29 protein-coding genes are annotated in these 25,116 nt (G+C 67.2%); 4 read left to right on the forward strand and 25 right to left on the reverse strand.

Annotated features, from left to right (window positions below):
• The 5 genes from AC3WT0_RS06085 to AC3WT0_RS06105 form a co-directional block, all read right to left on the reverse strand.
• Window positions 1-621: a MarC family protein gene (locus tag AC3WT0_RS06085; protein ID WP_492752238.1), complete on the reverse strand. Its 621-nt coding sequence runs from the start codon at window positions 619-621 to the stop codon at window positions 1-3.
• A 1-nt stretch (window position 622) separates the two neighbouring features.
• Window positions 623-1,498 carry a bifunctional methylenetetrahydrofolate dehydrogenase/methenyltetrahydrofolate cyclohydrolase FolD gene (folD, locus tag AC3WT0_RS06090; RefSeq protein WP_492752240.1) on the reverse strand — a complete coding sequence of 292 codons (876 nt, stop codon included), beginning with the start codon at window positions 1,496-1,498 and terminating at the stop codon, window positions 623-625.
• Window positions 1,498-1,794: a YggT family protein gene (locus AC3WT0_RS06095; RefSeq protein WP_492752241.1), complete on the reverse strand. Its 297-nt coding sequence runs from the start codon at window positions 1,792-1,794 to the stop codon at window positions 1,498-1,500. The genes folD and AC3WT0_RS06095 overlap by 1 nt, the downstream gene beginning before the upstream one ends.
• A gap of 217 nt (window positions 1,795-2,011) precedes the next feature.
• Entirely contained in the window at window positions 2,012-2,911 is a 900-nt protein-coding gene (argB, locus tag AC3WT0_RS06100; RefSeq protein WP_492752242.1) for an acetylglutamate kinase, read from the reverse strand.
• Between the two features lie 58 nt (window positions 2,912-2,969).
• Window positions 2,970-3,623, reverse strand: a complete 654-nt coding sequence (locus AC3WT0_RS06105) for a queuosine precursor transporter (RefSeq protein ID WP_492752244.1) — start codon at window positions 3,621-3,623, stop codon at window positions 2,970-2,972.
• A gap of 117 nt (window positions 3,624-3,740) precedes the next feature.
• Here AC3WT0_RS06105 and AC3WT0_RS06110 point away from each other — a divergent pair, with 117 nt between their 5' ends.
• Window positions 3,741-4,502 carry a MerR family transcriptional regulator gene (locus AC3WT0_RS06110; RefSeq protein WP_492752245.1) on the forward strand — a complete coding sequence of 254 codons (762 nt, stop codon included), beginning with the start codon at window positions 3,741-3,743 and terminating at the stop codon, window positions 4,500-4,502.
• Window positions 4,503-4,560: 58 nt separating this feature from the next.
• On the opposite strand, the gene AC3WT0_RS06115 is transcribed toward AC3WT0_RS06110, so the two are convergent.
• From AC3WT0_RS06115 to gluQRS, 7 genes are all read right to left on the reverse strand, one after another.
• Window positions 4,561-5,037: an HIT family protein gene (locus AC3WT0_RS06115; RefSeq protein ID WP_492752246.1), complete on the reverse strand. Its 477-nt coding sequence runs from the start codon at window positions 5,035-5,037 to the stop codon at window positions 4,561-4,563.
• Complete coding sequence (locus AC3WT0_RS06120) at window positions 5,037-5,906, reverse strand: 3-hydroxyacyl-CoA dehydrogenase NAD-binding domain-containing protein (protein ID WP_492752247.1); 870 nt, start codon at window positions 5,904-5,906, stop codon at window positions 5,037-5,039. The genes AC3WT0_RS06115 and AC3WT0_RS06120 overlap by 1 nt, the downstream gene beginning before the upstream one ends.
• 204 nt (window positions 5,907-6,110) lie before the next feature.
• Entirely contained in the window at window positions 6,111-7,070 is a 960-nt protein-coding gene (gene egtD / locus AC3WT0_RS06125) for an L-histidine N(alpha)-methyltransferase (RefSeq protein ID WP_492752248.1), read from the reverse strand.
• A gap of 3 nt (window positions 7,071-7,073) precedes the next feature.
• A complete protein-coding gene (egtB, locus tag AC3WT0_RS06130) occupies window positions 7,074-8,351 on the reverse strand; it encodes an ergothioneine biosynthesis protein EgtB (protein WP_492752249.1) in 1,278 nt (425 codons plus the stop codon).
• Window positions 8,352-8,405: 54 nt separating this feature from the next.
• The gene (locus AC3WT0_RS06135; protein WP_492752251.1) at window positions 8,406-8,978 is read right to left on the reverse strand and encodes a cob(I)yrinic acid a,c-diamide adenosyltransferase; all 573 of its coding nucleotides are present in this window, start codon (window positions 8,976-8,978) and stop codon (window positions 8,406-8,408) included.
• 12 nt (window positions 8,979-8,990) lie between these two features.
• Window positions 8,991-9,218 (reverse strand): twin transmembrane helix small protein, encoded by a 228-nt coding sequence (locus tag AC3WT0_RS06140; protein ID WP_492752253.1) that lies wholly within the window; start codon window positions 9,216-9,218, stop codon window positions 8,991-8,993.
• 39 nt (window positions 9,219-9,257) lie between these two features.
• Window positions 9,258-10,154, reverse strand: coding sequence for a tRNA glutamyl-Q(34) synthetase GluQRS (gene gluQRS, locus AC3WT0_RS06145; protein ID WP_492752254.1), 897 nt, complete (start codon window positions 10,152-10,154; stop codon window positions 9,258-9,260).
• Between the two features lie 77 nt (window positions 10,155-10,231).
• On the opposite strand from gluQRS, the gene AC3WT0_RS06150 reads away from it, so the two are divergent.
• Together AC3WT0_RS06150 and ppc are read left to right on the forward strand one after the other, a co-directional pair.
• Window positions 10,232-10,798 (forward strand): HNH endonuclease, encoded by a 567-nt coding sequence (locus tag AC3WT0_RS06150; RefSeq protein WP_492752255.1) that lies wholly within the window; start codon window positions 10,232-10,234, stop codon window positions 10,796-10,798.
• 40 nt (window positions 10,799-10,838) lie between these two features.
• On the forward strand, window positions 10,839-13,502 hold the full coding sequence (gene ppc / locus AC3WT0_RS06155) for a phosphoenolpyruvate carboxylase (RefSeq protein WP_492752256.1): 2,664 nt from the start codon (window positions 10,839-10,841) through the stop codon (window positions 13,500-13,502).
• 109 nt (window positions 13,503-13,611) lie between these two features.
• Here ppc and AC3WT0_RS06160 read toward each other — a convergent pair whose 3' ends face one another.
• The 5 genes from AC3WT0_RS06160 to argH all read right to left on the reverse strand — a co-directional run bounded on the left by AC3WT0_RS06160 (window position 13,612) and on the right by argH (window position 18,342).
• Complete coding sequence (locus AC3WT0_RS06160; protein WP_492752258.1) at window positions 13,612-14,568, reverse strand: zinc transporter ZntB; 957 nt, start codon at window positions 14,566-14,568, stop codon at window positions 13,612-13,614.
• Complete coding sequence (locus AC3WT0_RS06165) at window positions 14,565-15,332, reverse strand: precorrin-2 dehydrogenase/sirohydrochlorin ferrochelatase family protein (protein WP_492752260.1); 768 nt, start codon at window positions 15,330-15,332, stop codon at window positions 14,565-14,567. The genes AC3WT0_RS06160 and AC3WT0_RS06165 overlap by 4 nt, the downstream gene beginning before the upstream one ends.
• Window positions 15,333-15,439: 107 nt before the next feature.
• Window positions 15,440-16,699, reverse strand: coding sequence for a diaminopimelate decarboxylase (lysA, locus tag AC3WT0_RS06170; RefSeq protein ID WP_492752261.1), 1,260 nt, complete (start codon window positions 16,697-16,699; stop codon window positions 15,440-15,442).
• A gap of 3 nt (window positions 16,700-16,702) precedes the next feature.
• Window positions 16,703-16,948 (reverse strand): hypothetical protein, encoded by a 246-nt coding sequence (locus AC3WT0_RS06175; RefSeq protein ID WP_492752262.1) that lies wholly within the window; start codon window positions 16,946-16,948, stop codon window positions 16,703-16,705.
• Complete coding sequence (gene argH, locus AC3WT0_RS06180) at window positions 16,945-18,342, reverse strand: argininosuccinate lyase (RefSeq protein WP_492752546.1); 1,398 nt, start codon at window positions 18,340-18,342, stop codon at window positions 16,945-16,947. Before argH ends, AC3WT0_RS06175 begins: the two co-directional genes overlap by 4 nt.
• Before the next feature lie 160 nt (window positions 18,343-18,502).
• Between argH and AC3WT0_RS06185 the strand changes: the two genes are divergently transcribed.
• Complete coding sequence (locus AC3WT0_RS06185) at window positions 18,503-18,946, forward strand: TlpA family protein disulfide reductase (RefSeq protein WP_492752263.1); 444 nt, start codon at window positions 18,503-18,505, stop codon at window positions 18,944-18,946.
• An 18-nt stretch (window positions 18,947-18,964) separates the two neighbouring features.
• Here AC3WT0_RS06185 and AC3WT0_RS06190 read toward each other — a convergent pair whose 3' ends face one another.
• The 8 genes from AC3WT0_RS06190 to sufC form a co-directional block, all read right to left on the reverse strand.
• Window positions 18,965-19,621 (reverse strand): PEPxxWA-CTERM sorting domain-containing protein, encoded by a 657-nt coding sequence (locus tag AC3WT0_RS06190; protein ID WP_492752264.1) that lies wholly within the window; start codon window positions 19,619-19,621, stop codon window positions 18,965-18,967.
• Between the two features lie 133 nt (window positions 19,622-19,754).
• Window positions 19,755-20,597: a 2,3,4,5-tetrahydropyridine-2,6-dicarboxylate N-succinyltransferase gene (gene dapD, locus AC3WT0_RS06195; RefSeq protein WP_492752265.1), complete on the reverse strand. Its 843-nt coding sequence runs from the start codon at window positions 20,595-20,597 to the stop codon at window positions 19,755-19,757.
• Between the two features lies 1 nt (window position 20,598).
• The gene (locus AC3WT0_RS06200) at window positions 20,599-21,264 is read right to left on the reverse strand and encodes a pyrimidine 5'-nucleotidase (RefSeq protein WP_492752266.1); all 666 of its coding nucleotides are present in this window, start codon (window positions 21,262-21,264) and stop codon (window positions 20,599-20,601) included.
• A gap of 164 nt (window positions 21,265-21,428) precedes the next feature.
• Window positions 21,429-21,782 carry a HesB/IscA family protein gene (locus AC3WT0_RS06205; RefSeq protein ID WP_492752267.1) on the reverse strand — a complete coding sequence of 118 codons (354 nt, stop codon included), beginning with the start codon at window positions 21,780-21,782 and terminating at the stop codon, window positions 21,429-21,431.
• Window positions 21,783-21,879: 97 nt separating this feature from the next.
• Window positions 21,880-22,341 (reverse strand): SUF system Fe-S cluster assembly protein, encoded by a 462-nt coding sequence (locus tag AC3WT0_RS06210; protein WP_492752269.1) that lies wholly within the window; start codon window positions 22,339-22,341, stop codon window positions 21,880-21,882.
• On the reverse strand, window positions 22,338-23,498 hold the full coding sequence (locus AC3WT0_RS06215; RefSeq protein WP_492752549.1) for a cysteine desulfurase: 1,161 nt from the start codon (window positions 23,496-23,498) through the stop codon (window positions 22,338-22,340). The genes AC3WT0_RS06210 and AC3WT0_RS06215 overlap by 4 nt, the downstream gene beginning before the upstream one ends.
• Window positions 23,499-23,602: 104 nt before the next feature.
• The gene (locus AC3WT0_RS06220; RefSeq protein WP_492752271.1) at window positions 23,603-24,361 is read right to left on the reverse strand and encodes a SufD family Fe-S cluster assembly protein; all 759 of its coding nucleotides are present in this window, start codon (window positions 24,359-24,361) and stop codon (window positions 23,603-23,605) included.
• Window positions 24,358-25,101 carry a Fe-S cluster assembly ATPase SufC gene (gene sufC, locus AC3WT0_RS06225; protein WP_492752273.1) on the reverse strand — a complete coding sequence of 248 codons (744 nt, stop codon included), beginning with the start codon at window positions 25,099-25,101 and terminating at the stop codon, window positions 24,358-24,360. Before sufC ends, AC3WT0_RS06220 begins: the two co-directional genes overlap by 4 nt.
• Between the last annotated feature and the right edge of the window lie 15 nt (window positions 25,102-25,116).

Below are 25,116 nucleotides of genomic sequence, written 5' to 3' on the forward strand. Positions count from 1 at the left end.
TCAGGCGAAACTCGCCTTTAAGCCGTCGATCACGAACTGGGCGGCGAGCGCGGCGAGGATGACGCCGAGCAGGCGCGTGATGACGAGTTCGATGCGCGGGCCGACGACTTTCATGATCGGCGCGGCGAGGAGCAGCGCAAGCAAGGTCAGCACCATGACCGAGACCATCGCGGCGAGCACGGTGAGCGTCGATTCGACGCCGTGGCTGCGCGCCGTCATCAGCATGATCGCGGAGATCGAGCCAGGGCCGGCGATCATCGGCATCGCCATCGGGAAGATTGAGACATCCTCGATCTCCGGCGTTTCCTTGAGCTTCTGAGCACGATTCTCGCGCCGTTCGGTGCGCTTTTCGAACACCATGTCGATCGCGATCAGGAAGAGCATGATGCCGCCGGCGATGCGGAAGGCATCGAGGCTGATGCCGAGCGCGTCGAGAAACGGTTCGCCGAACAGCGCGAAGACGAGCAGGATGCATGCCGCGACAAACACCGCGCGGATCGCCATCGCGCGTCGCTGCGCCGAGGTCGCGCCCGCCGTCAGCCCCGCAAAGATCGGGGCGCAGCCCGGCGGATCGATGACCACCAGGAAAGTGACGAAGGCGGAGACGAACAGCGCGAACATCCTAGAAGGCGTCCTCCGCGTAGGAAATGCCTTCGCGCCGGTGCGCGGCGACGAGCGTGTTGCGCAGGAGCACGGCGATCGTCATCGGGCCGACGCCGCCGGGAACCGGCGTGATCGCGCCCGCGATCGGCAGCGCGCCGGCGAAATCGACATCGCCCACCAGGCCGTCGTCGGTGCGGTTGATGCCGACGTCGATCACGGTGGCGCCCGGTTTCAGCCACTCGCCCTTGACCATGCGCGGCACGCCGACCGCCGCCACGACGATATCGGCGCGGCCGACCACGCCCATCAGATCGCGCGTGCGGCTGTGCGCGACGGTGACGGTGCAATTCTCCTTGAGGAGAAGCTGCGCCATCGGCTTGCCGACGATGTTCGATCGGCCGACGACGACGGCGTCGAGGCCCGAAAGATTGCCCAGCTCATCCTTGAGCAGCATCAGGCAGCCGAGCGGCGTGCAGGGGACGAAGCCGTGCAGCCCGCTGGCCAGCCGCCCGGCATTGACCGGGTGGAAGCCATCGACATCCTTGTCGGGATCGATCGCGGCGATCACCGCATCGGTGTTGATCTGCCCGGGCAGCGGAAGCTGGACGAGAATGCCGTCGACAGCCGGATCGGCGTTGAGCTGCTTCACCAGCGCGATCAGATCGGCCTGGCTGGCGTCGACGGACAAGCGATGCTCGAAGCTCTCCATGCCGGCGGCGACGGTCGCCTTGTGCTTGGAGCGAACATAGACCTGACTTGCAGGATCCTCGCCGACCAGAACCACGGCGAGGCCGGGCGCGCGCCCGGCGGCCGCGGTGAAGGCGGCAGCCCCCGTCGCCACGCGTTCGCGCAGGCCGGCGGCGAAGGCCTTTCCGTCGATGATCGATGCTTCCATCAGAAGGCCAGTGGCAGCAGCAGATTGGGAAGCAGCACGCCCTTCAGGATCATGATGATCAGGAGGACGACGAGCGGCGAGAGATCGAGCGCGCCGAGATCGGGCATGATCTTGCGGATCGGCCGATAGAGCGGCTCGGTCATGCGATCGAGCGCGATCCAGATCGAGCGGACCAGATCATTATAGGTGTTGATCACGTTGAACGCGATCAGCCACGACATGACGGCCTGAATGATGATGATCCACTGCGCGACCGACAGCAGAATCTGCAATATCTGGTAGATCGAGAGAAGCATTGAAACTCCGTGGGGCTTGCCCTGCCAGTCCAGATAACCGAACAGCGCCAAAGACGAAAGGCGGCGGATATGGTTATCCGCGCGTAACGATGTTCACGCGGCGTGCCTGCCCTAAAAAATCCGCGTCATTGCGAGCTTGGCGAAGCAATCCAGTCCGATGCCAGCCATTCTGGATTGCTTCGTCGGCTACGCCGCCTCGCAATGACGAGACAGGCGATCAGGCGCGGATCAGCGTGCCTGCGCCCTGACGGGTGAAGATTTCCAGCAGCATCGCGTGCGGCACGCGGCCGTCGAGGATGACGGCGGCGTCGACGCCCTGGCGAACCGCCGAGACGCAGGTCTCGACCTTGGGGATCATCCCGCCCGAGATGGTGCCATCCTCGCGCAGCGCGGCGATGCCCGCCGGATCGAGATCGGTGAGCAGCGTGCCCGACTTGTCGAGGACGCCGGCGACATCGGTCAGCAGGAAGAAGCGCGAAGCGCCCATCGCCGCCGCGATCGCGCCGGCCATCGTATCCGCATTGATGTTGTAGGTGTGGCCATCGGCGCCGATCGCGATCGGCGCGACGACGGGAATGATGCCCGCGCCCGACAGCGTATCGAGGATGCGGCGATCGACCGCCACGGGTTCGCCGACGAAGCCGAGATCGACATGACGTTCGATCCCCTGAAGCTTGTCCGCCTCGGAGCGCTGGACCTTCTCGGCGAGGACGAGGCCGGCATCCTTGCCGGAGACGCCGACGGCGCGGCCACCGGCAGCGCCGATCCAGCCGACGATTTCCTTGTTGATCGATCCGGCGAGGACCATCTCCGCAATATGCGCGGTTTCCGCATCGGTGACGCGGAGGCCATCGACAAAGCGCGATTCGACGCCCAGCCGCTTGAGCATCGCGCCGATCTGCGGGCCGCCGCCATGGACGACGATGGGGTTGATGCCGACTGCCTTGAGCAGCACGACATCCTCGGCGAAATCGCGCGCAAGCTCCGGATCGCCCATGGCGTGGCCGCCATATTTGACCACGAAGGTCTGGCCCGCATAGCGCTGCATGTAAGGCAGCGCTTCGGTGAGGGTTTCGGCCTTGGCGAGAAGCGCCTGCAGGGCGGAATCGTCAGTCATGCGCGCGCCTTTAGGGCATGCGCGGGGCCGCGTCTAATCCTCGATTCGGGTGGCGGTTTCAGCCGTGGTCGAGCCGGCGGCCAAGCGCGACGAAGAGGTAGATGAGCGGCGGGACGAGGATCGCGGAGAGCACGACCTTCGCCAGCATCTGCCCGGCGAGCAGCTCGCCGACCGGAAAGACGCCGATGAAGGCGATGGTGACAAACAGCAAAGTGTCGACGATCTGGCTGAGTATGCTTGCCGTCGCCGCGCGCAGCCAGAGGAGGCGCGAGCCTTCGCGCCCCTTGAGCGCCGCGAAGATGGTGACGTTCAGCGTCTGCGAAATGCCATAGGCGACGATCCCGCCGAGCCAGATGCGCCAGGTGCCGCCAAGCACGGTCTGGATCGCGTCGCGCACCTGCGGCTGCATTTCGGGCGCGGCAGGCAGCGCGCGCACGACGACCGACAGCAGGATCGAGACAATCAGCGGAATGAAGCCGATGCGGACGAGCTGGGTCGCGACGCGCGGGCCGTGAAGCTCGGCAACCGCGCTGGACGTCACAACCAGCAGCAGGAAGGCGAATATCCCCGCCTCGACCGCGAGCGAGCTGACGCCGACGAGCGGACCGAGCGCCGACAGCGGTCCAAGCGTCACCTGCTTGTTGCCGAGCACGCCCGCGATGCAGACCATGCCGCCGTAGAAGATGGAAAAGGCGAAGAGCGATCGCGGCATCTGAACGCCGCCCCCGGATCCGGTCGTCATCAGCGAGGACTATCAACCGCCGGCCAAGCTCGCCAGCGCAAAATGGGGGTTGAAGTTGACGTAGCGTCAAGCGCTACGCCTCTTTGCATGGAACAACCGATCGACATTGCCGAAGTCTGCCGCATGACCGGGCTGACCAGCCGTGCGCTGCGTTTCTACGAGGCGCGCGGGCTGGTGAAGCCGCTGCGCACCGGATCGGGCCGCAGGCTCTATGGCCCCGGCGAGATCGCCCGCCTCAATGCCGTCGTGGCGCTGAAGCGCGCGGGCTTCCCGCTTGCGCGGATCGCGACCTTGCTGGGTGGGCGCGCGGTCGACCTTGGCCGGCTTGTCGAGGCGCAATTGCAGGAGATAGAGGCGCGCGCGATCGAGATCGCCGAGGCGCGCGCGCTGCTCCTGTCCGTCCAGTCCCGCATCGATCTTGGCGAGCCGATCGACGTCGCGACGCTCTGCTCGCTGATCAGGACGGGAGAAAAATCGATGGAAGCCGAAAACTGGCAGGCGGTGACCGACCGCTATTTCAGCCCCGAGGAGAGGGCGCGCTGGGCCGAGAAGATGGCAGACATGCCGGGCGATTTCGACCAGACGGCCTACAGCAATGCCTGGACGGAGCTGTCGGCACGGATCGAGGCGGCATTGCCGATCGACCCGGCGAGCCCCGAGGCGAACGCCTTCTACGACGAGTGGCAGGCGCTTCTGGCGCCCTTCACCGCCGTCGCGACGCCCGAGATGATGGCAGGGGCGACGAGGCTCTACGACCGGATGGGCGAATGGCAGGGCGACCAGAAGCCGCCCTTTCCGATGGCGGTATGGGCATTCATCAGGGATGTCGGCGCGGCGCGCGCGAAGTGACGCCATGACGACGGGGGAAGCCGGGGCTTCGGTTCCGGCTTCGCCCGATCGATCGCGCCTATCGGGCGAGCGCCGCGCGCAGCCGGGCCGCCACCGCCTCGAGCGCGGCGGGATCGGCGGGCGGATCGCCCGCCTTTTCCTCCACAAGCGGGACGCCCGCATAACGCGGGATCAGGTGGAGATGCGCGTGGAAGACGGTCTGGCCCGCTGCCGCGCCATTGTTCCACTGCAGCTGGACCCCGTCAGCATGGAGCGCCTTCACCTCGGCGCGGGCGAGGCGCTTGGCGACGAACATCATATCAGCAAGCGTCGCCGGATCGACATCGAGCAGATTGCGATAGGACTGTTTCGGAATGATCAGGACGTGGCCCGGCGCGGCGGGGCGATTGTCCATGATGACGATCAACCGATCGTCGGCCATCACCTGCACCGCCGCCGCCTCGCCCCGGATGATGCGGGCGAAGGGATTGGCGGGATCATAGGGATCGGTGAGCGCCCCTCCCGGCGCGGCGGCGAGGAGGAGCGCCCAGAGCATCAGCGCGTCGGGACCGGGGCGTCGCCCGAATAATCGTAGAAGCCGCGCCCGGTCTTGCGGCCGTACCAGCCGGCCTCGACATATTTGACGAGCAGCGGCGCGGGCCGGAACTTGGGATCGCCCGTGCCCTCGAAGAGCACGCGGCTGATTTCGAGGCAGGTGTCGAGCCCGATGAAGTCGGCGAGCGTCAGCGGCCCCATCGGGTGATTGAGGCCGAGCTGGCAGGCGGCATCGATATCGGGGATCGTCGCGACGCCCTCGCCCAGCGCGAAGCAGGCTTCGTTGAGCATCGGCATCAGCACGCGGTTGACGATGAAGCCCGGCGCGTCGTTGGCATGGACGACGCGCTTGCCGAGCGCATCGGCATAGGTCTGGACGACCTTCACCGTCTCCGCGCTCGTCGCGAGGCCGCTGATCACCTCGATCAGCCCCATCACCGGGACGGGATTGAAGAAATGGACGCCGATGAAGCGCCTGGGATCGGGCGACGCCTGCGCGAGGCGCGTGATCGGGATCGACGAGGTGTTCGAGGCGAGGATCGCCTGATGGCCGAGGATCTTGCCCGCCTCGGCGAAGATGGCGCGCTTGATCTCCTCACGCTCGGTCGCGGCCTCGATGATCAGGCCGGCGGTTGCCATCTTCTCGAAGCTCGCGACGGGCTCGATGCGGCCGAGCGCGGTATCGCGCGCCTCGGCAGTCAGCTTTTCCTTCTCGACGAGGCGGCCGAGCTGCCTGGCGATCGCGGCCTTGGCACCTTCGGCGCGCTCGATCGACACGTCGGACAGGAAGACGTGATAGCCCGCCTGCGCCGAAACCTGCGCGATCCCCGCGCCCATCTGCCCCGCACCGATTACGCCAACCGCCTGCATTGCCGATCCTCCTATGATGATCGCGGCGTCCTACCGGCTGAAATGCGCTTCGGCTAGAGTCGCGCCGCGCGACTTTGTTGTTGGAGTGCGGCACCGGCCCTCTCCCCCGCCCGGCCTCCCACAGAGTGTATCCTGGATGGGAGGCCGGGCGGGGGAGAGGGCCGGTGCCGCACCTGATCCGGCAAGCCGGATCAAGTCATCGAACTAAGGCGCTGTGCGCGGCGGCTTCGCTTCGGCGAGAATCAGCGCGAAATTGTCGGCGGCATCGGTCCATTCGCGGATTGCCGTCCAGCCGCCGGCGCGGAGCAGGATGCGCGCATCGCGGCGGCCATATTTGTGGCTGTTCTCGGTATGGATCGTCTCGCCCGCCTGCATCGCGAAGCGCAGTCCCTCGACGCTGAACGCAACGTCGCGCGTCGCTTCGAGATGCATCTCGATCCGCGCCTCATCGTCGTTCCAGCGCGCGACATGGCGGAAGGCGTCGACGGGAATATCGCCGTTCAGTTCGCGATTGATACGGTGCAGGAGGTTGAGATTGAACGCCGCCGTCACGCCCCGGGCGTCGTCATAGGCTGGGACGAGCACGTCGCTGCTCTTGATCCGGTCCATGCCGATCAGCAGCATCGATCCCACCCCGAGCGTCGCGACCATTGCGCGAAGCAGGTCGACCGCCGTGCGCGGCACGAGATTGCCGATCGTCGAGCCGGGGAAGAAGCCCAGCCGCGGCAAGCCCTCGATCGCGGGGGGCGGTGCGATGGGCGCGGTGAAATCGGCCTCGACGGGCAGAATCGACAGATCCGGGAAACGCGCGCCGAGCGCCGCGGCCGACTGGCGGAGGAAATCGCCCGATATGTCGATCGGCACATAGGCCGAGGGCTCGATCGCGGCGAGGAGGTGCGGCGTCTTGATCGACGATCCCGATCCGAACTCGACGACGGCGCGGCCCGGGCCGACGAGGCGGCCGATCTCCGCGCCATGCGCCTTGAGCAGCGCGGTTTCGACGCGCGTCGGATAATATTCGGGGAGCGCCGTGATCTGCTCGAACAGGCGCGAGCCTTCGAGATCGTAGAACCAGCGCGCGGGGATGGCGCGCGGATGCCCCGACAGGCCGGCAAGCACGTCGGCACGGAAGGCGGGATCGACGGAAAGGTCGCTGACAAGCATGGCTCAGAGATCCCTGGCAAGGCGCAGCCCGGTGAACTGCCAGCGCTGGTGCGGGTAGAAGAAGTTGCGATAGCTGGCGCGCGCATGGCCGCGCGGCGTGGCGCAGCTGCCCCCGCGCAGCACGAACTGCCCCGACATGAACTTGCCATTATATTCGCCGACCGCACCCTCGGCGGCGCGGAAGCCGGGATAGGGGCGATAGGCGCTGCCGGTCCATTCCCAGACGTCGCCGAACATCTGCTTCACGTTCTGCCCGTCCCCCTCGACGCAGGCGCGCGGGCGCACCGCCATCGCGCGATCGAGGAACACGCCCTCATCGGGCGCGAGCCCGGTAGCGGCGCTTTCCCATTCGGCCTCGGTCGGCAAGCGCGCGCCGGCCCAGCTCGCATAGGCATCGGCCTCGAAGAGGCTGATATGCGTGGCGGGCGCGGCGGGATTGACCGGGCGCAGACCATCGAGCCCGAAGCGCAGCCAGCCGCCCTGCCCGTCACGCTCCCAATAGAGCGGAGCTTCGATCTTTTCCGCCTTCACCCAGGCCCAGCCGTCGGCGAGCCAGTGACGCGGTTCGGCATAGCCGCCGTCGGCCATGAAATTGAGCCACTCGCCATTGGTGACGGGGCGATGTGCGAGCGCGTGCGGCGTCAGCAGCGTGCGGTGGCGCGGCGCTTCATTGTCGAAGGCAAAACCGGGGCCGTCGTAGCCGATCTCGACGATGCCCTCGCGCCCCTCGACCCAGCGCAGCGGCGCGGGCATGGGCGCGGGCATCGCGGAGGCGGCATCCCACAGCGCGGGGCGCAGCGGATTCTGCGCCATCAGATGCTGGATGTCGGTGAGCAGCAATTCCTGATGCTGCTGTTCGTGATGGATGCCAAGCGTGACGAGATCGCGCGCGACATCGGGCATGTCGGCAAGCACGTCGGCGAGCGCGCCGTCGACATGCGCGCGATAGGCGAGGACCTGCCCGAGCGACGGGCGGGTGATCAGCCCCCGCCTGTCGCGCGCGTGGCGTGCGCCTTCGGCTTCGTAATAGCTGTTGAAGAGATAGGCATAGGCCGGATCGAACGGCCGGTATCCGCTTGCGAAATCGCGCAGCACGAAGGTTTCGAAGAACCAGCTCGTATGCGCGAGATGCCATTTGGCGGGCGAGGCATCGGGCATCGACTGCACTGTCGCGTCGGCATCCGACAGCGGCGCCGCAAGCGCCACCGACAGGGCGCGCGTGGCGCAATAGGTCGAAGCGAGATCGGACAGGGCCGTTGCGGCACGAGCGCCGGTGGACATGGGCTTCCCCTCTGCTGGCTCAGCGGGAAATACGCGCCGGGCCAGCGGAATGTTTCAACGCGACGCGCCGGGCACCCATAAAATATCGCCGCCATCGCGGGCGTTGAGCAGCCGCGCGGCGACGAACAGATGGTCCGACAGGCGATTGAGATAGGTAAGCGCGGCGGGATTCAAAGGGGCGGCGCGCGCGGTCGCAACCGCCGTGCGTTCGGCGCGGCGCACGATGGCGCGCGCCAGATGAAGCGAGGCCGCGGCCGACCCGCCGCCGGGCAGGATGAAGCTGGTGAGCGGGGCAAGCGCCTCGTTCATCGCATCAATCTCACGCTCCAGGCGCTCGACCTGCGCCGGTACGATGCGCAGCGCCATCTGCGACGGCGCGAAATCATCGCCGGGCGTGGCGAGATCGGCGCCGAGATCGAACAGGTCGTTCTGGATGCGGCGAAGCATGACGGCGATGTCGTCACCTTCAATCATGGCCGAAACCGCGATCCCGATCGCGCTGTTGGCTTCGTCGACGTCGCCCATCGCGGCGAGGCGCGCATCGTCCTTCGCCACGCGCGAACCGTCGACGAGCCCCGTCGTGCCCGCGTCACCCGTGCGCGTGTAGATCTTGTTGAGGCGGACCATGATCGCGCCGGATCAGCGGCGCGCCAGCAGCAGGATGACGATCAGCAGGATCGCGAGCGCCTGCGCCGCGACGCGCGCCATCATCATGCGGTTCTGGCGCACCGACGAACGGCTGGGACCCGTACCGGGATTTTTGAGTTCCTCCTCGGTCGTGCGGAGGAAGATCACGATCCCGCGCACGAGGAAGAACAAGGTGGCGAGCGCCGCCAGGATGATGAGAATGGTGAGAAAGGCATTCATCGTCAGTCCCCAAACCCCCTCCGCTATTATCGCCCGACCCTAGGCCGATGGCAGGGCGAAGCCAAGCCGATCGCGCATCGACCGCAAATCGGCGACGAGCCCGACCGGATCGACGCCCCCGGCGCGCAATTCGGCAAGCGAGCGGGCGCCGTCGCGCTTGGCGAGGCGCCGCCCCTCGCCATCGACGAGCAGCGGATGATGGCAATAGAGCGGGGTCGGCAGATCGAGCAGCGCCTGCAGCAGCCGGTGGACATGCGTGGCATCGAACAGGTCGGTGCCGCGCACGACATGGCTGACGCGCTGATCGGCGTCATCGACCGTCACCGCGAGATGATAGCTGACCGGCGCATCCTTGCGCGCGATCACCACATCGCCCTGCGCGAGCGGATCGGCGGCAATCTCGCCCGCCAGCAGATCGCGCCAGACGAGCGGGCCGGCGCGATCGACCGCAGCCACCATGTCGAGCCGCCAGGCATGCGCCTCGCCCGCCATCCGACGGGCGCGCGTTTCCACATCCAGATGGCGACAGGTGCCGGGATAGATTGCGCCTGCCGGGCCGTGCGGCGCCGAGGCGCTGGCGGCGATTTCGGCGCGCGTGCAGAAGCAGGGATAGGCAATCCCCATTGCCCTCAGTCGATCGAGCGCGGCGGCATAAAGCGCCAGCCGCTGCGACTGGCGGACTACCGGACCATCCCAGGCGAGGCCGAGCCAGTCGAGATCGGTCAATATGCCTTCGACATGTGCCTCACGGGTGCGGCCGGGATCGATATCCTCGATGCGGAGCAGGAACAATCCGTCCCCCGCGCGGGCCAGATCATATGCCGCGAGCGCCGAGAAGGCGTGGCCGAGGTGCAGAGCCCCGGTCGGGCTGGGGGCAAAACGGGTGGCGGGCTTCACAAATATGAATCCGGCTCTTGACGGCGAGTCGCGGGCCATGTTGTCATGTCGGCGTCACGTTCCTGAGCCAAAGGACGGCCTGAGCCAAAGGACGGGGCGAAAGGGGTCGGACTTCTATGTACCATCCAGACCTTCTCCGCCATCCGGACAGTTGTCCGACGCTGGTGCTGAACGCGGATTACACGCCGCTCAGCTATTATCCCCTGAGCCTCTGGCCTTGGCAGACCGCCATCAAGGCGGTCTTTTTGGATCGGGTGGACATCGTTTCCAGCTATGAGCGCGAAGTGCACAGCCCTTCGGCCTCGATGCGCATCCCTTCGGTCATCGCGCTCAAGCAGTTCGTGAAGCCCTCGCAATATCCGGCCTTCACGCGGTTCAACCTGTTCCTGCGCGATCGTTTCCAGTGCCAATATTGCGGCACGCACAAGGACCTGACCTTCGATCATGTCATCCCGCGCGCCTATGGCGGGCGGACCACATGGGAAAATGTCGCCACCGCCTGCGCGCCGTGCAACCTGAAGAAGGGCGGCCGGACCCCGCGCGAGGCGGCGATGAAGCTGCATGTCTCGCCGATCCGCCCGACCAGCTGGCAGTTGCAGGAGCATGGCCGGGCCTTCCCGCCCAACTATCTGCACGATAGCTGGCGCGACTGGCTCTATTGGGACGTCGAACTGCTCGCCTGATCGTTGACCGGGGCGGTTTTGCGTTGCAGCATCGCCGCCTATGGCCGCTGCACCCCCTATAACGCAAAATCCCGACATCCGCTTCCTCGGCAAGCTGCTGGGCGACGTCATTCGCCAGGTCGGCGGCGAGACGCTGTTCAAGCGCACCGAATATATCCGGTCGACATCGGTCGACCGGCATCGCGGCATATCGGGCGCCGATGCGATCGACCCGGGGCTCGACGCGCTGACGCTGGACGACACGCTGAGCTTCGTGCGCGGATTCATGCTCTTCTCGATGCTCGCCAACCTCGCCGAGGACCGGCAGGGGATCGCCGCCGATCCGGGCGCGGATTTCGTGAGCGCGCTCAACCGGCTGGGCGAGAAGCATATCGATCATCAGGCGGTGGCGACATTGCTCGACGCCGCGCTGATCGTCCCCGTGCTCACCGCGCACCCGACCGAAGTCCGGCGCAAGAGCATGATCGACCACCGCAACCGCATCGCCGAGCTGATGGCGCTGCGCGACGGCGGCGCGCTGGAGACGCCCGACGGCGACCGGATCGAGGATGCGATCCTGCGCCAGATCGCCTTGCTGTGGGAGACGCGCCCGCTGCGCCGCGAGCGCCTGTATGTCGCCGACGAGGTGGAAACCGCGCTTGCCTATCTGCGCGACGTGTTCCTGCCTGTGCTGCCTGCGCTCTACGCCCGATGGGAACGCGCGCTGGGGCAGCGGCCGGCCAGCTTCCTGAAACCGGGAAGCTGGATCGGCGGCGACCGCGACGGCAATCCCTTCGTCGTCGCCGATTCGCTGCGCCTGGCCCTGTCGCGGTCGGCGAGCGCGGTGATCGAACATTATCTCGATCAGGTCCATGCGCTGGGCGCCGAGCTGTCGATCTCGACCGAACTGGCCGAAGTGACCCCCGAGGTGCTCGCGCTGGCCGAGGCGAGCGGCGACGAGGCTGCGAGCCGCGCCGACGAACCCTATCGCCGGGCGCTTTCGGGCATCTATGCACGGCTGGCGGCGACCTATGAGGGGCTGATCGGGCGCGCGCCGCCGCGGCCCTCGCGGCTGGCCGGCGCGCCTTATGCGGGGCCGGAAGCACTGCGCGCCGATCTGGTCGCGATCGCGCGAGCGCTGACCGGGCCGCTGGCGAGCGGCGGCGCGCTGGGCCGGCTGATCCGCGCGGTCGAGACATTCGGTTTCCATCTCGCGACGCTCGACATGCGCCAGAACAGCGCGGTGCACGAGCGCGTGGTGGCTGAGTTGCTGAAGGCGGCCGGCGTCGAGGCGGACTATGCCGCGCTGGACGAGGATGCGCGCGTCGCGCTGCTGCGGCGCGAGCTGGCATCGCCGCGCCCGCTGACCAGCCCTTATGCCGCCTATTCGGACGAGACGGCGAGCGAACTCGCCATCGTCCGTGCGGCCGCCGAGGCGCATGGCCGCTACGGGGCGGCGTGCATCACCAACTATATCGTATCGATGGCGCAGTCGGTCTCCGACCTGCTCGAAGTCAACATCATGCTCAAGGAAGCGGGGCTCTATCTGCCGGGCGATCCGCCGCACGCCGCGATCATGGCGGTGCCGCTGTTCGAGACCATCTCCGACCTTGAAGCCGCGCCCGCGATCATGCGCGCCTATTTCGCATTGCCCGAGATCGCCGCGATCGTCACGAGGCGCGGCCATCAGGAAGTGATGATCGGCTATTCGGACAGCAACAAGGATGGCGGTTACCTGACTTCCACCTGGTCGCTGCACGAGGCGAGCAAGGCGCTCGCCCCGGTGTTCGCGGAGGCTGGCGCAGTGATGCAGTTGTTCCACGGGCGCGGCGGCGCGGTGGGGCGCGGCGGCGGATCGTCGTTCGCGGCGATCCGCAGCCAGCCAACGGGCACCGTCAACGGCCGCATCCGCATCACCGAGCAAGGCGAAGTGATCGCCGCCAAATATGGCACGCGCGAGAGCGCGATGACCAATCTCGAAGCGATCGCATCGGCGACCCTGCTCGCCTCGCTCGAGCCCGAGGCCTTGTCGCCCGCCGACGCGACGCGCTTCAACGAGGCCATGGCGTCAGTTTCGGGCGAGGCATTCCGCGCCTATCGCGGGCTTGTCTATGAAACCGAGGGATTCCGCACCTTCTTCCGCCAGATGACCCCGATCGCCGAGATCGCGACGCTCAAGATCGGGTCACGCCCCGCAAGCCGCAAGAAATCGGACGCGATCGAGGATCTGCGCGCCATCCCCTGGGTCTTCAGCTGGGCGCAGGCGCGCGTGATGCTGCCGGGCTGGTACGGCGTGGGCGATGCGCTGACCGGGTTCGGCGATCAGGGGCTGCTGCGCGAGATGGCAGCGGGATGGCCCTTTTTCCGATCGGCGCTGGCGAATCTGGAGATGGTGCTCGCCAAGTCCGACATGCGGATCGCGGCGCGCTACGCGACGCTCGTCGAGGACAAGGCGATGGGCGAGGCGATCTTCGGGCGGATCAGGGACGGCTGGCAACGCACGCACGACATGCTGCTGTCGATCACGCGCCAGACGCGACTGCTGGAGAAGAGCCCCGCGCTCGAAACCTCGATCCGGCTGCGCCTGCCTTATATCGAGCCGCTCAACCTGCTGCAGGTCGAGTTGCTCAAGCGCCACCGTGCGGGCGAGGACGACCCGCGCGTGGCCGAGGGTATCCAGCTATCGATCAACGCCGTCGCGACGGCGCTGCGGAATAGCGGGTAGCATCTGCCCGTTCACGCGGGTGCGGCACCGGCCCACTCCCCCGCCCGGCCTCCCACTGAGCATATCCTGGATGGGAGGCCGGGCGGGGGAGTGGGCCGGTGCCGCCGACTTAACGCGGAAACCAGTGCGCACGGACGAAATAGGCAGTGATCGCGATCGAGATCGCGCTGCACACACCGACCACGCCCCAGAAGGCCCAGGGCTCCTGCGCGAAGGGTATGCCCTGCACGTTCATGCCGAGCAGGCCGGTGAGAAAGGTCAGCGGCAGGAAGACGAGCGCGACGACCGAGATGAGCAGGGCGCGCGTCTCTAGCACCTCGGCGCGCAGATCGGTCAGTTGCTCGTGCATCAGTGCGGCGCGCTCGCGGACATTTTCCAGCTCCTCGGCCATGCGCGCGAAGCGATCGGCAGCCTCGACGAGGTGGAGACGGTCGCGCTCGTCGAGCCAGTCGCACTGGAGCATGCCCAGCCGTTCGAGCGCCTGCCGCTGGGGTGCGACGAAGCGGCGATAACCGATCGCCTCGGACCGCGTCGTCGCGATCTCGTGGCGAAGCGCGAGGTGGCGGGCCTGCTCGATCCCCAGCTCGCAATCGTCGAGCTGATCGCCGAGCCCGGTGATGACCGGATCGAGCTGATCGGTGACCGCCGTCGCATATGCGGTGACGAGGTCGCCGGGATCGCTGATCTGCCCGGCGCGGACCTGCTCGGCCACGATCGGCGTCGCCTGCAACGCATGGCGGCCGACCGAGATGGCGCGGCCGCGCTCGATCCAGATGCGGATGGAGGCGAGCGCATCCTCGATCGATTCGGGATCGACCGCGGGGCCGCGCAGGTTGACGAGCGCGCCGGCGCCGATCGGATCGCAGCGCGGGCGCGTTTCCGTCGCGGTCAGCGCAGAGACGACGACGTCGGGGAGCTTTGCGATCTTGCTCAGCCAGGGAATGGTCTCGGCATTGCGCGCGCTCATGTGAATCCACACGAATCCGCCATTGCCGCAGGCATCGAGCGCAGGGCGCGCATCGACCTCGCTGACCTTGCCGTCCTTAACGATGAAAGCGAGATTCATGGCGTGGCTTCCATGCTGATGTCGAGCGAGAGACCGGCCCCCGGATCGGCGGGGGACGATGGGCAGGCGATGCGCGCGGCGTCGGCGCGGGCGCGATCGAGGATCGCGGCGGGCACGTCCGGGCGGTGAAAGAGCCGGTCGGCGCGGCCGAGCAATCGCGCCTGGCGCAGCGTGAGATCGTCCGGATCGGGCGAGGCAAGGGTCAGGCGCACGAGGCTGCCTGCCTTATCCCCTGCCCCCGCGTTCGCGAGCCAGCGCTCCACATCGGCCGGCGCGCCGAAGGGATCGAGCGGACCGCCGGGATCGAGTGCCGCATCGATCGCGCGGCGGCGCTCAGCGGCATCGGGCCAGCGCGCGCGGATCGCGGCGCGCGCACTGCCAAGGCCATTCGCCAGCGCGCCCAGGCCGGCAGGGAGCAATGTTTCGAGCCGCTGGCGGAGTGCCTTGGCGAGGCCTGCCGAAGCGCCGCCGGTCCCGACAGCGACGATCACCGGGTCGCGATCGACAATGGCCGGCAGGGTGAAGTCGCACAGATCGGGGCGGTCGACGACATTGATCAGGATGCCGCGCGCGCGCAGGCGATTCGCAACGGCCTCTACACCCGCTTCGCACACGACGATCGCGAGGCTCGCCGCCTCATCCTCACCCACGATCACGGCGCCAGCGCGTTCGAGCAGGCGGCGCTTTGCCGCTGCCGCCTCGTCATCGCCGATGAGGATCACCGGGCGACCGTCCAAGCGGACGAAGATGGGCAGGCTGTGCATCGTCGCCCTTGTCGCGCGCCGCGCGGCGCTTGCCAAGCCGGGGTTAGCGCCAGCTTGAGAACGGTGCCGGCCCGCAAAATGCGCATCTGCGCATTTCAAACAGATTCCTAGAGCCAGTCGGGCAGGCGATCCTGCGCGATAAGCGCTTCGATCGGCTGGCGCTCGCGCACCACCGCCCAGCGATCGCCATCGACGAGCACTTCGGGGGTGAGGGCGCGCGAATTATAGGTGCTCGCCATCGTCGCGGCATAGGCGCCGGCGGTCATGAACGCGACGCGATCGCCCGCCGCCACCGCATCCATGTCGCGCGCGGTGGCGAAGGTGTCGCCGCTTTCGCAGACCGGGCCGACGACGTTGGCGACGGCGCGCGTGCCGGCGGGGCGCGTCGCGCGGATATCGTGCCAGGCGTCGTAGAGGCTGGGGCGCAGCAGATCGTTCATCGCCGCATCGACGATGACGAAGGGATGCGTCGCGCCATCCTTCACGCGCACGACGGTGGAGAGCAGCGCGCCGGCATTGCCGACGATCATCCGCCCGGGTTCGAAGATCAGCCGGACATCCCAGCCCTGCGTCACGCGCGCGACCATCGCGCCATAATCGGCCGGGCTGGGCGGCGGGGGCAGGCTGGGATCATAGGGCACGCCCAGGCCACCGCCGAGATCGGCCGTGGTGATGTCATGCCCGCCGGCGCGCAGCCGATCGATCAGCGCCCCCAGACGGCCGAACGCGGCCTCGAGCGGCGCGAGGTCGGTCAGCTGGCTGCCAATATGGACGGCGACGCCCTGAACATGCAGCCCGGGCATGCGCGCGGCGCGAGCATAGGCCTCTTCCGCCGAGGCATAGGGGATGCCGAACTTGTTGTCGGACTTGCCCGTCGAGATCTTGGCATGGGTGCCGGCGTCGACATCGGGATTGATGCGATAGGCAACGGGCGCGACCATGCCCATCGCGGTCGCCACGGCCGAGAGCATCTCGGCCTCCTGCTCGGATTCGAGGTTGAACTGGCCGACGCCGATCGACAGCGCGAGGCGCATTTCCTCGGCCGTCTTGCCGACGCCCGAGAAGACCATCTTCTCAGGCGCGATACCGGCAGCCTGCGCGCGGAGAATCTCGCCGCCCGAGACGACATCCGCGCCCAGCCCCTCGCGCGCCAGGGTCGCGAGGACGGCGCCGTTGGGATTGGCCTTGACCGCGAAGGCGATCAGCGGATCGCCCAGCCCGCCCAGCGCCTCGCGCAGCACGGCGACGTGGCGCTTCAGCGTCGCGGTCGAATAAACATAGACCGGCGTGCCGACGGCATCGGCGATCGCATCCATCGCGACGCCTTCGACGAACATCGCGCCGTCCTTAATCTCGAAATGATCCAAAACTCAGTTCCTCGGGGGCTGGTCGAAACGATCGTCGCCGCGCTCCTGCGACCGGCGGAGCAGTTCGTCGCTGCGGCGCGGACGCGCCTGGCTGTCGGCCGCCATCATCTGGTCGGGCGTCGGCGTCGCGGTCGCGAAGGCCGGTTTGGGCGGCATGGCCTTGCCTTCGGGCGGCTTGAGCGTCTGGCGACCGCCGCAACCGGCAAGCGTGACGGCAAGCGCGAACGCCAAGGGGATGGCCTTGTTCATGCCTGTTCGTCCTCGCCTTCGCTGCCCATGCCGATCGCGGCCTTCGCCTCGGCCACGCGCAGACGTACCTGATCGGGCGCGGTCCCGCCATGGCTGTTGCGCGCGGCGACAGAGGCATCGACGCCCAGCACGGCATAAACGCGCTCGTCGATGCGCGGATCGATCGCCTTGAGCTTGTCGAGCGGCAGCTTGTCGAGCGCGACGCCTTCGGTCTCGGCGAGCTTCACGGCAGCGCCGGTGATGTGATGCGCTTCGCGGAACGGGATATCGGCCTGACGGACGAGCCAGTCGGCAAGGTCGGTCGCGGTCGAGAAGCCGGCCTCGGCCGCCGCGCGCATGCGATCGGTGCGGAAACGGACCGTCTCGACCATGCCCGTCATCGCCGCGATCGACAGGGCAAGCAGATCGTGCGCCTCGAACACCGGCGGTTTATCGTCCTGCATGTCCTTCGAATAAGCGAGCGGCAGCCCCTTCATCGTGATGACGAGCGACGTCATGGCGCCCGCGATCCGCCCAGCATGGCCGCGCACAAGCTCGGCCGCGTCGGGATTGCGCTTCTGCGGCATGATCGAGCTGCCCGTCGAATAGGCATCGGGCAGCGCGACGAAGCCGAAGGGCTGCGACGCCCACATCACGAATTCCTCGGCGAGACGCGAGAGATGGATCGAGCAGGTCGTCGCCGCCATCAGATAATCGAGCGCGAAATCGCGGTCCGATACGGCATCGAGGCTGTTGTCGGTCGGGCGATCGAAGCCCAGCGCCTCCGCCGTCGCTTCCCGATCGATCGGGAAGCCGGTGCCGGCGAGCGCCGCGCTGCCCAGCGGACATTCGTTCATCCGGTCGCGCGCATCCTCGAAGCGGCTGCGATCGCGGTGGATCATCTCGAAATAGGCCATGAGGTGGTGGCCAAGCGTCACAGGCTGCGCCGCCTGCAGATGCGTGAAGCCGGGCATCACGCTGGCGACATGCTCCTCGGCGCGTGCGACGAGTGCGCGCTGGAGGCCGGCCAGCCCCTCGTCGACCGCGTCGATCGCATCGCGCACCCACAAGCGGAAATCGGTCGCGACCTGATCGTTGCGCGAGCGCGCGGTGTGCAGCCGGCCCGCCGCCGGGCCGATCAGCGCGGCGAGGCGCGATTCGACATGCATGTGGATATCCTCGAGCGCGAGGTCCTCCGGCACGCCATTCGCTTCATATTCGGCGGCGATCTGATCGAGACCGGCGGAAATCGCGGTCGCATCGGCGACCGAGACGATGCCCTGTTCGGCCAGCATCGCGACATGCGCCTGCGAACCGGCGATATCCTGGCGCCACAACCGCTTGTCGAACGGGATGGATGCGTTAATCTCGCGCATCACCGATGCGGGCCCTTCGGCGAAGCGCCCGCCCCACATGCTGTTGGAGCCGTCCTTGCGCTCAGTCATTGCGCTCACCTTTGCCCTTGGCCTGATCGCGGGCTGCGATAGGCAAAGCAGCGAAGCCCCGCAACCCGCGCCGAACGCGAGTGCAGCGGAAACTGCGGCTCCCGCGCCCGCGCCTGCCGAGCAGAGCAAAGTGGATGTCTCCAAAAAGGGGACGGCCGCGCCGACGCAGGCCTTCATCGCGCCCGACGGCAAGAAGGTCACGCTCGCCGATTTCCGGGGCAAGCCGGTGCTCGTCAACCTGTGGGCGACGTGGTGCGTGCCCTGCGTCAGGGAAATGCCGACGCTCGATGCGCTGGCCGCGCGCGAGGCGGGCAAGCTGCAGGTGCTGACGATCAGCCAGGACATGCAGGGCGCAGAGAAGGTCGGACCTTATTTCGCCAAGCGCGGCTTCAAGGCGATCAAGCCCTATCTCGACCCGCAGAACGAGCTGGGTTTCCCGCTGTCAGGCGAAAGCGGACTGCCGACGACGATCCTTTACGACGCCGACGGCAAGGAAGTGTGGCGCGTCGCCGGCGGGATGGACTGGACGGGCGAAAAGGCCGGGGCGCTGCTCAGGCAGGTCCCCGGCCTCTGACGCCAAGCCGTCAGCCGGTCAGGCGAGGACGGCAGCCTTGCGGCGGGCGCGCATCGCGCCGCCCGCCAGGCCGAAACCGGCAATCAGCATCGCCCAGCTCGCCGGCTCGGGCACCGCGCTGGGTGTGACGCCCGAAACTCGGAAGTTGAGATCGCAGCTGCCCGTGCGCGTGCAGAAGGAGTCGATCGGGGTCTGCGAATAGAGCTGGCCGCCGGCATAGGCGTCGCCCGACAGCGGCTGGCCGGTGTAGATGTTGAGATCGGGGCCGAAAGTCACCGCGTTGCGGAAGCTGCCCGTGGTGGTCAGCACGGCGGTGTACTGATCGCCGATCGTCACGCCGAGATTGGCGAGCGCGATGTCGAACCACACGGGTTCGCGCGAATTGATGCTCGTCGGCAGCGTGAAGCTCTGCGTCGCCAGCACCGCACCGGTCAGCCCCGCGCCCGCGCGAATGGTGAGCGTGATCGGATCATTGGTGCGATCGGGATTGAGCGACTGGAACTGGAAGCCGATCGAGGTGAGCTGGCTGTCGATCGCCGTGAAGCTCTGGCCGATCGGCTGGAAATAAGTGATCGAAGCGCCGCGCACGCCCGAGATCGCCTCGATCGTGGCGGCGGGAGCGGCGACAGGAAGCGCGGCAGCGAACAGCGCGGCAGTGAAAGCGAAGCGACCCATGACAGTTAACACCCTGATTACCATTTACGACGGGTGCGCTCATCGGCCGCTTAAGTGACGGGAATAAGACAGTTTCGAGTCGATCGGGATTCGTCTGGCGCCCCGTCCCGGCATGGGACGGGGTACGCAGGCATCAATCGCGCAGCAGATCATTGATCCCGGTCTTTGCGCGCGTCTGCGCATCGACGCGCTTGACGATGACGGCGCAGTAGAGCGAAGGGCCGGGGGTACCGTCGGGCAACGGCTTGCCCGGCAGGCTGCCGGGGACGACGACGGCATAAGGCGGCACGCGGCCGATGAAGACCTCGCCCGTCGCGCGGTCGATGATCTTGGTCGACGCGCCGAGGAAGACGCCCATCGACAGCACGGCACCTTCGCCGACGATCACGCCCTCGGCGACTTCGGAGCGCGCGCCGATGAAGGCACCGTCCTCGATCACCACCGGACCGGCCTGAAGCGGTTCGAGCACGCCGCCAATGCCGACGCCGCCCGAGATGTGGACGTTGCTGCCGATCTGCGCGCAGCTGCCGACCGTCGCCCAGGTGTCGACCATCGTGCCTTCGCCGACATAGGCGCCGATGTTGACGAAGCTGGGCATCAGCACCGCGCTCTTGCCGATGAAGGCGCCGCGGCGGACAATGCTGCCGGGAACGGCGCGGAAGCCGGCCTTGCGGAAATCCTGCTCGCTCCAGCCTGCGAATTTGGACGGAACCTTGTCCCACCAGTGCGCGGCGCCGGGCGCGCCCGAAATCTCGGCCATGTCGTTCAGGCGGAACGACAGGAGCACGGCCTTTTTGAGCCACTGGTTGACGCGCCAGCCGCCTTCGCCGTCGGGTTCGGCGACGCGCGCCTCACCCGTATCGAGAAGGGCGAGCGCGCGACCGACGGCGAGGCGGACCTCACCCTGCGTCGCGAAGCCGAGTTGCTCGCGATCGTCCCACGCCTGCTCGATGATTCCACTTAGGTTGTCGGTCATATCACCCTTCCAGAAGCTGGTGGAGCCATTCGCTCACGTCGGTCGTTTCGAAATCGATATAATCTGGGCTGGCGTCGTGATCGCCATATTCGGAGCCGTTGTTGACCCAGAGCGTCGTCATGCCGATCGCCTTGGCGGGGCGCAGGTTGCGCGCCATATCCTCGACGAAGATCGACTGCGTCGGATCGATCCCGAAGGATGACGCCATGACGGCATAGGCGCGCGGATCGGGCTTGGGCAGATAGGCGCTGGCGTGGATGTCGTGGATCGCCTCGAAACTTTCCGACAGGCCGAGGCGCGCGAGGACGCGCCGCGCATAGGCATCGTCGCCATTGGTGAAGATCAGCTTGCGCCCCGGCAGCCGCGCCACCGCCTCGACCAGCCGGCGATCCTCGGCAAGCGCGTCCATCTCGATATCATGCACATATTCGAGGAACTCGTGCGGATCGACGCCGTGGTGCGCCATCAGCCCGCTGAGCGTCGTGCCATGATCGAGATAATAGGCCTTCTGGATGCGCCGCGCCTCATCGGGAGCGACGCCCAGCAGCTTCTGGACATAGGCGCCCATGCGTATGTCGATCAGCCCGAACAGATCCGCCGACGCCGGATAGAGCGTGTTGTCGAGATCGAAGATCCAGTTGCGGATATGGGCGAGACCGGGCTGCATCGCGGCGGCTTAGCGGGCGGAGGGGAGCGCGGCTAGAGCTGATCGGATTCCCTCCGCCCCGTCATTGCGAGCGCAGCGAAGCAATCCAGCGCGCGGCTTTCGGCCACCTGGATTGCTTCGCTGCGCTCGCAATGACGGGGTCGTGGTTCCCCTGCCGGCCTGCGTCAGACGGTGAAGCTCTCGCCGCAGCCGCAGGCGCCCTTGGCGTTGGGATTGTCGAAGACGAAACCGGCGGTGAAATCATCTTCCACCCAGTTCATGGTGCTGCCGATCAGGTAAAGCAGCGATGCGCCGTCGACGAAGAAAGTGCCGCCCGGCGTTTCGATCCGTTCGTCGAAGCCGCTGGCTTCCTTCACATAATCGACCGAATAGGCGAGCCCCGAGCAGCCGCGACGCGGCGTCGAGAGCTTGACGCCGATCGCGCCTTCGGGCGCGCGCGCCATCAGTTCGGCGATGCGCGCCTCGGCCGAGGGTGTCAGCGTGAGCGCGGCAGGGCGGGCGCGGGTGGTGGTCGTCATATCTTCGCCTCTTGACCAACGTCCCTCGACTTCGCTCGGGACGAACGGACTTCCTTCTTCATGTTCTTCTCGATCGAAACGCCATTCCGATCGATGGTTACAGCATGCCAAGCTCCAGCTTGGCTTCGTCCGACATCTTCTGCGGGTCCCAGGGCGGATCCCAGACGAGATTGACCTCGGCATCGCCGACGCCGGGGACCGCGCCGACACGCAGTTCGACCTCGCCGGGCATCGATTCGGCGACCGGGCAATGCGGGGTGGTGAGCGTCATCGTCACCACGGCATGGCCGCCATTGATCTCGACGCCGTAGATCAGGCCGAGATCGTAGATGTTCACCGGAATCTCGGGATCGTAGATTTCCTTCAGCGCCTCGATCACGCCTTCATAGACCTCGCCGCCCGGCTCCTCGGTCGAGGCGGCGGGCGCCTTCTGCGTCAGAAAGCCTTCGAGATAGTCGCGCTTGCGCTCGAACGTCTCGCGCGGCGCATCATCGACGCGTGCGCGCGGCGGCTTGTCCACGCCGTCCACTTCCTCGACCCTGATCCGTTCGTCGCTCATCCGAATATTCTCGTCACTCGTTCGACCCCGCGCACCAGCGCCTCGACATCCGCCGGCCCGCTATAGACAGCGAAGCTGGCGCGCGCCGTGGCATCGACGCCAAGCGCCGCCATCAACGGCTGCGCGCAATGATGCCCGGCGCGGATCGCGACCCCGCCTTCGTCCAATATGGTGCCGATATCGTGGGGATGAACCCCATCGATCGCGAAGCTGACGATCCCCGCCGAATCCGCCGGACCGAGCAGGCGCACGCTGTTGATCTGCGACAGTGCATCGCGCGTCATCGCCACCAGCGCCGATTCATGCGCATGGATCGCGTGGAGCCCGATCGCCTCGACATAGTCGATCGCCGCCGCCAGCCCGATCCCGCCGGTGATGTGCGGCGTGCCCGCCTCGAAACGCTGGGGCGCGGGGGCGTAAGTCGTCTTTTCGAACGTGACGCGATCGATCATCGACCCGCCGCCCTGCCAGGGGGGCATCGAATCGAGCAGATAGGCATGCGCCCACAGCGCGCCGACGCCGCTGGGGCCGTAAAGTTTGTGTCCCGAGAAGACATAGAAATCGCAGCCGATCGCCGAGACGTCGACGGGAAGGCGCGGCACCGCCTGGCAACCGTCGAGCAGCAGCTTTGCGCCCACCGCATGCGCCAGATCGGCGGCGCGGCGCGCATCGAGCACCGAGCCGAGCACATTGGAGACATGCGCGAAGGCGACCAGCTTGTGCGCCGGCGTCAGCATCGCGGCGGCGGCGTCGAGATCGATGCGGCCATCCTCGGTGAGCGGGCAGACGTCGATCTCGATCCCGAGGCGGTCGCGCAGCAGCTGCCACGGCACGATGTTCGAATGATGTTCGAGCATCGAGAGCAGGATACGGTCACCGGCCTTGAGGTGCGTCGCGCCCCAGCTCTGCGCGACGAGGTTGATCGCCTCGGTCGCGCCGCGCACGAACACCACCTCGTCGGCCGAAGTCGCGCCGATGAAGCGCGCAGTCTTGCGGCGCGCGGCCTCATAGGCGAGCGTCATGTCCGCCGAGCGCTGATAGACGCCGCGATGCACCGTCGCATAATCGCGGTCATAGGCATGCGTGATCGCATCAATGACCACTTGCGGCTTCTGCGCGGTGGCGGCGCTGTCCAGATAGTGCCAGCCTTCTGGGATGGCGGGAAAGTCGGCGAGCCGATCCGCGAAAAGCCCGTTCGTGTCGAGCGCAGTCGAGACATGCCCCTCGACTTCGCTCGGGGCGAACGGCAGCGAGGAGATGCTCACAGCATGCGCTCCAGCGCGGCGACCGCCTGTGCCTCAACGCGCAGCCTTTCCCCTTCATCCTCGATGCTTTCGAAGGCGGCGGCGATGAACGCGCGGAGCAGAAGCGCCTTGGCCTCGGCGGGCGGCAGGCCACGGCTCATCAGGTAGAACAGCGCCTGCGCGTCGAGCTCGCCGACCGTCGCGCCGTGCGCGCACTTCACATCGTCGGCGAAGATCTCGAGCTCGGGCCGGGCATTGGCGGAGGCAGTGCGATCGAGCAGCATCGCCTTCACCGACTGGACGGCGTCGGTCTTCTGCGCATCGCGCGCGACCGCGACCTTGCCGAGATAGCTGCCCGTCGCGCGGCCGCCGAGGACCGAGCGAACGACCTGATTGCTCGTCGCGTTGGGCTCGGCATGGGTGAGCGTGGTGACGATCTCGAGCGTCTGGGTGCCATGGCCGAGGATCGCGCCGCCCAGTTCGAAATGCGCGCCTTCGTGGAGCGTCACGTCCAGCGCGATACGGCCATAGTCGCCGCCCGCCGCAAGGATATGGACAGCGGCGCGCGCGCCCTTGCCGACGACGATCTCATAGGTCTCGACCGCGACGGCATCGTCATCGGCGACGCGCGCGATGCTGCGCGCGAAGCTCTCGCCCGCCGGCACCGCAATGCGTTCGACATGGCCGGCGACATCGGGCCAGACGCGCGCGAGCGCATCGAGATCGGCATAGCGCCAGGCCTCGTCCTTGCGCGTGGGGAGCGCGAGCGCGGTCACGCCGCCAGCGCTCCATAGCCTTCGCGCTCAAGCTCCAGCGCCAGCTCGGGCCCGCCGGAGCGGACGATGCGGCCCGCCGCGAGGACATGGACGAAATCGGGGCGCACATAATCGAGCAGGCGCTGATAATGCGTGATGAGCAGCACCGCCTTGTCGGGCTTGCGCATGATTTTGTTGATGCCGTCGCCGACGATGCGGAGCGCGTCGATATCGAGGCCGCTGTCGGTTTCGTCGAGGATGGCGAGCTTCGGATCGAGGATGCCCATCTGGACCATCTCGTTGCGCTTCTTCTCGCCGCCCGAGAAGCCGACATTCACCGGGCGCTTGAGCATCTCCATATCGAGGCCGAGGCCGTCGGCCTGCGCACGGGCGAGGCGGAGGAAATCGCCGCCCGACAGCGGCTCCTCGCCGCGCGCCTTGCGCTGGGCGTTGAGGCTTTCGCGCAGGAACTGGACGTTCGACACGCCGGGGATCTCGACCGGATACTGGAAGCCGATGAACAGGCCGGCGGCGGCGCGCTCGTGCGGCTCCATCTCCAGCAGGTCGGCACCGTCGAGCGTCGCCGTGCCTTCGGTCACTTCATAGCCGGGGCGGCCGCCGAGCGTGTAGGCCAGCGTCGACTTGCCCGCGCCGTTGGGGCCCATGATCGCGTGGATCTCGCCGGGATTGATGGCGAGCGACAGGCCCTTGAGGATGGCCTTGCCGTCGATTTCGGCGTGGAGGTTATCGATCTTGAGCATTTCACTTCCTGTATG

Source organism: Sphingomonas sp. EU05-FHT14C10, from assembly GCF_058790595.1.

Excerpts from the sequence above, each read along its gene's own strand:
- gluQRS (WP_492752254.1), bottom strand. The coding sequence starts at position 10,154 with ATGGCCCGCGACTCGCCGTCAAGAGCCGGATTCATATTTGTGAAGCCC.
- ppc (WP_492752256.1), top strand. The coding sequence starts at position 10,839 with ATGGCCGCTGCACCCCCTATAACGCAAAATCCCGACATCCGCTTCCTC.
- folD (WP_492752240.1), bottom strand. The coding sequence starts at position 1,498 with ATGGAAGCATCGATCATCGACGGAAAGGCCTTCGCCGCCGGCCTGCGC.
- AC3WT0_RS06110 (WP_492752245.1), top strand. The coding sequence starts at position 3,741 with ATGGAACAACCGATCGACATTGCCGAAGTCTGCCGCATGACCGGGCTG.
- AC3WT0_RS06165 (WP_492752260.1), bottom strand. The coding sequence starts at position 15,332 with ATGCACAGCCTGCCCATCTTCGTCCGCTTGGACGGTCGCCCGGTGATC.
- sufC (WP_492752273.1), bottom strand. The coding sequence starts at position 25,101 with ATGCTCAAGATCGATAACCTCCACGCCGAAATCGACGGCAAGGCCATC.
- AC3WT0_RS06200 (WP_492752266.1), bottom strand. The coding sequence starts at position 21,264 with ATGCAGCCCGGTCTCGCCCATATCCGCAACTGGATCTTCGATCTCGAC.
- AC3WT0_RS06085 (WP_492752238.1), bottom strand. The coding sequence starts at position 621 with ATGTTCGCGCTGTTCGTCTCCGCCTTCGTCACTTTCCTGGTGGTCATC.
- AC3WT0_RS06205 (WP_492752267.1), bottom strand. The coding sequence starts at position 21,782 with ATGACGACCACCACCCGCGCCCGCCCTGCCGCGCTCACGCTGACACCC.
- AC3WT0_RS06210 (WP_492752269.1), bottom strand. The coding sequence starts at position 22,341 with ATGAGCGACGAACGGATCAGGGTCGAGGAAGTGGACGGCGTGGACAAG.
- AC3WT0_RS06095 (WP_492752241.1), bottom strand. The coding sequence starts at position 1,794 with ATGCTTCTCTCGATCTACCAGATATTGCAGATTCTGCTGTCGGTCGCG.
- egtD (WP_492752248.1), bottom strand. The coding sequence starts at position 7,070 with ATGCTTGTCAGCGACCTTTCCGTCGATCCCGCCTTCCGTGCCGACGTG.
- AC3WT0_RS06115 (WP_492752246.1), bottom strand. The coding sequence starts at position 5,037 with ATGCTCTGGGCGCTCCTCCTCGCCGCCGCGCCGGGAGGGGCGCTCACC.
- AC3WT0_RS06190 (WP_492752264.1), bottom strand. The coding sequence starts at position 19,621 with ATGGGTCGCTTCGCTTTCACTGCCGCGCTGTTCGCTGCCGCGCTTCCT.
- argH (WP_492752546.1), bottom strand. The coding sequence starts at position 18,342 with ATGTGGGGCGGGCGCTTCGCCGAAGGGCCCGCATCGGTGATGCGCGAG.
- AC3WT0_RS06105 (WP_492752244.1), bottom strand. The coding sequence starts at position 3,623 with ATGCCGCGATCGCTCTTCGCCTTTTCCATCTTCTACGGCGGCATGGTC.
- AC3WT0_RS06135 (WP_492752251.1), bottom strand. The coding sequence starts at position 8,978 with ATGGTCCGCCTCAACAAGATCTACACGCGCACGGGTGACGCGGGCACG.
- AC3WT0_RS06120 (WP_492752247.1), bottom strand. The coding sequence starts at position 5,906 with ATGCAGGCGGTTGGCGTAATCGGTGCGGGGCAGATGGGCGCGGGGATC.
- argB (WP_492752242.1), bottom strand. The coding sequence starts at position 2,911 with ATGACTGACGATTCCGCCCTGCAGGCGCTTCTCGCCAAGGCCGAAACC.
- AC3WT0_RS06140 (WP_492752253.1), bottom strand. The coding sequence starts at position 9,218 with ATGAATGCCTTTCTCACCATTCTCATCATCCTGGCGGCGCTCGCCACC.
- AC3WT0_RS06175 (WP_492752262.1), bottom strand. The coding sequence starts at position 16,948 with ATGAACAAGGCCATCCCCTTGGCGTTCGCGCTTGCCGTCACGCTTGCC.
- egtB (WP_492752249.1), bottom strand. The coding sequence starts at position 8,351 with ATGTCCACCGGCGCTCGTGCCGCAACGGCCCTGTCCGATCTCGCTTCG.
- dapD (WP_492752265.1), bottom strand. The coding sequence starts at position 20,597 with ATGACCGACAACCTAAGTGGAATCATCGAGCAGGCGTGGGACGATCGC.
- AC3WT0_RS06160 (WP_492752258.1), bottom strand. The coding sequence starts at position 14,568 with ATGAATCTCGCTTTCATCGTTAAGGACGGCAAGGTCAGCGAGGTCGAT.
- AC3WT0_RS06150 (WP_492752255.1), top strand. The coding sequence starts at position 10,232 with ATGTACCATCCAGACCTTCTCCGCCATCCGGACAGTTGTCCGACGCTG.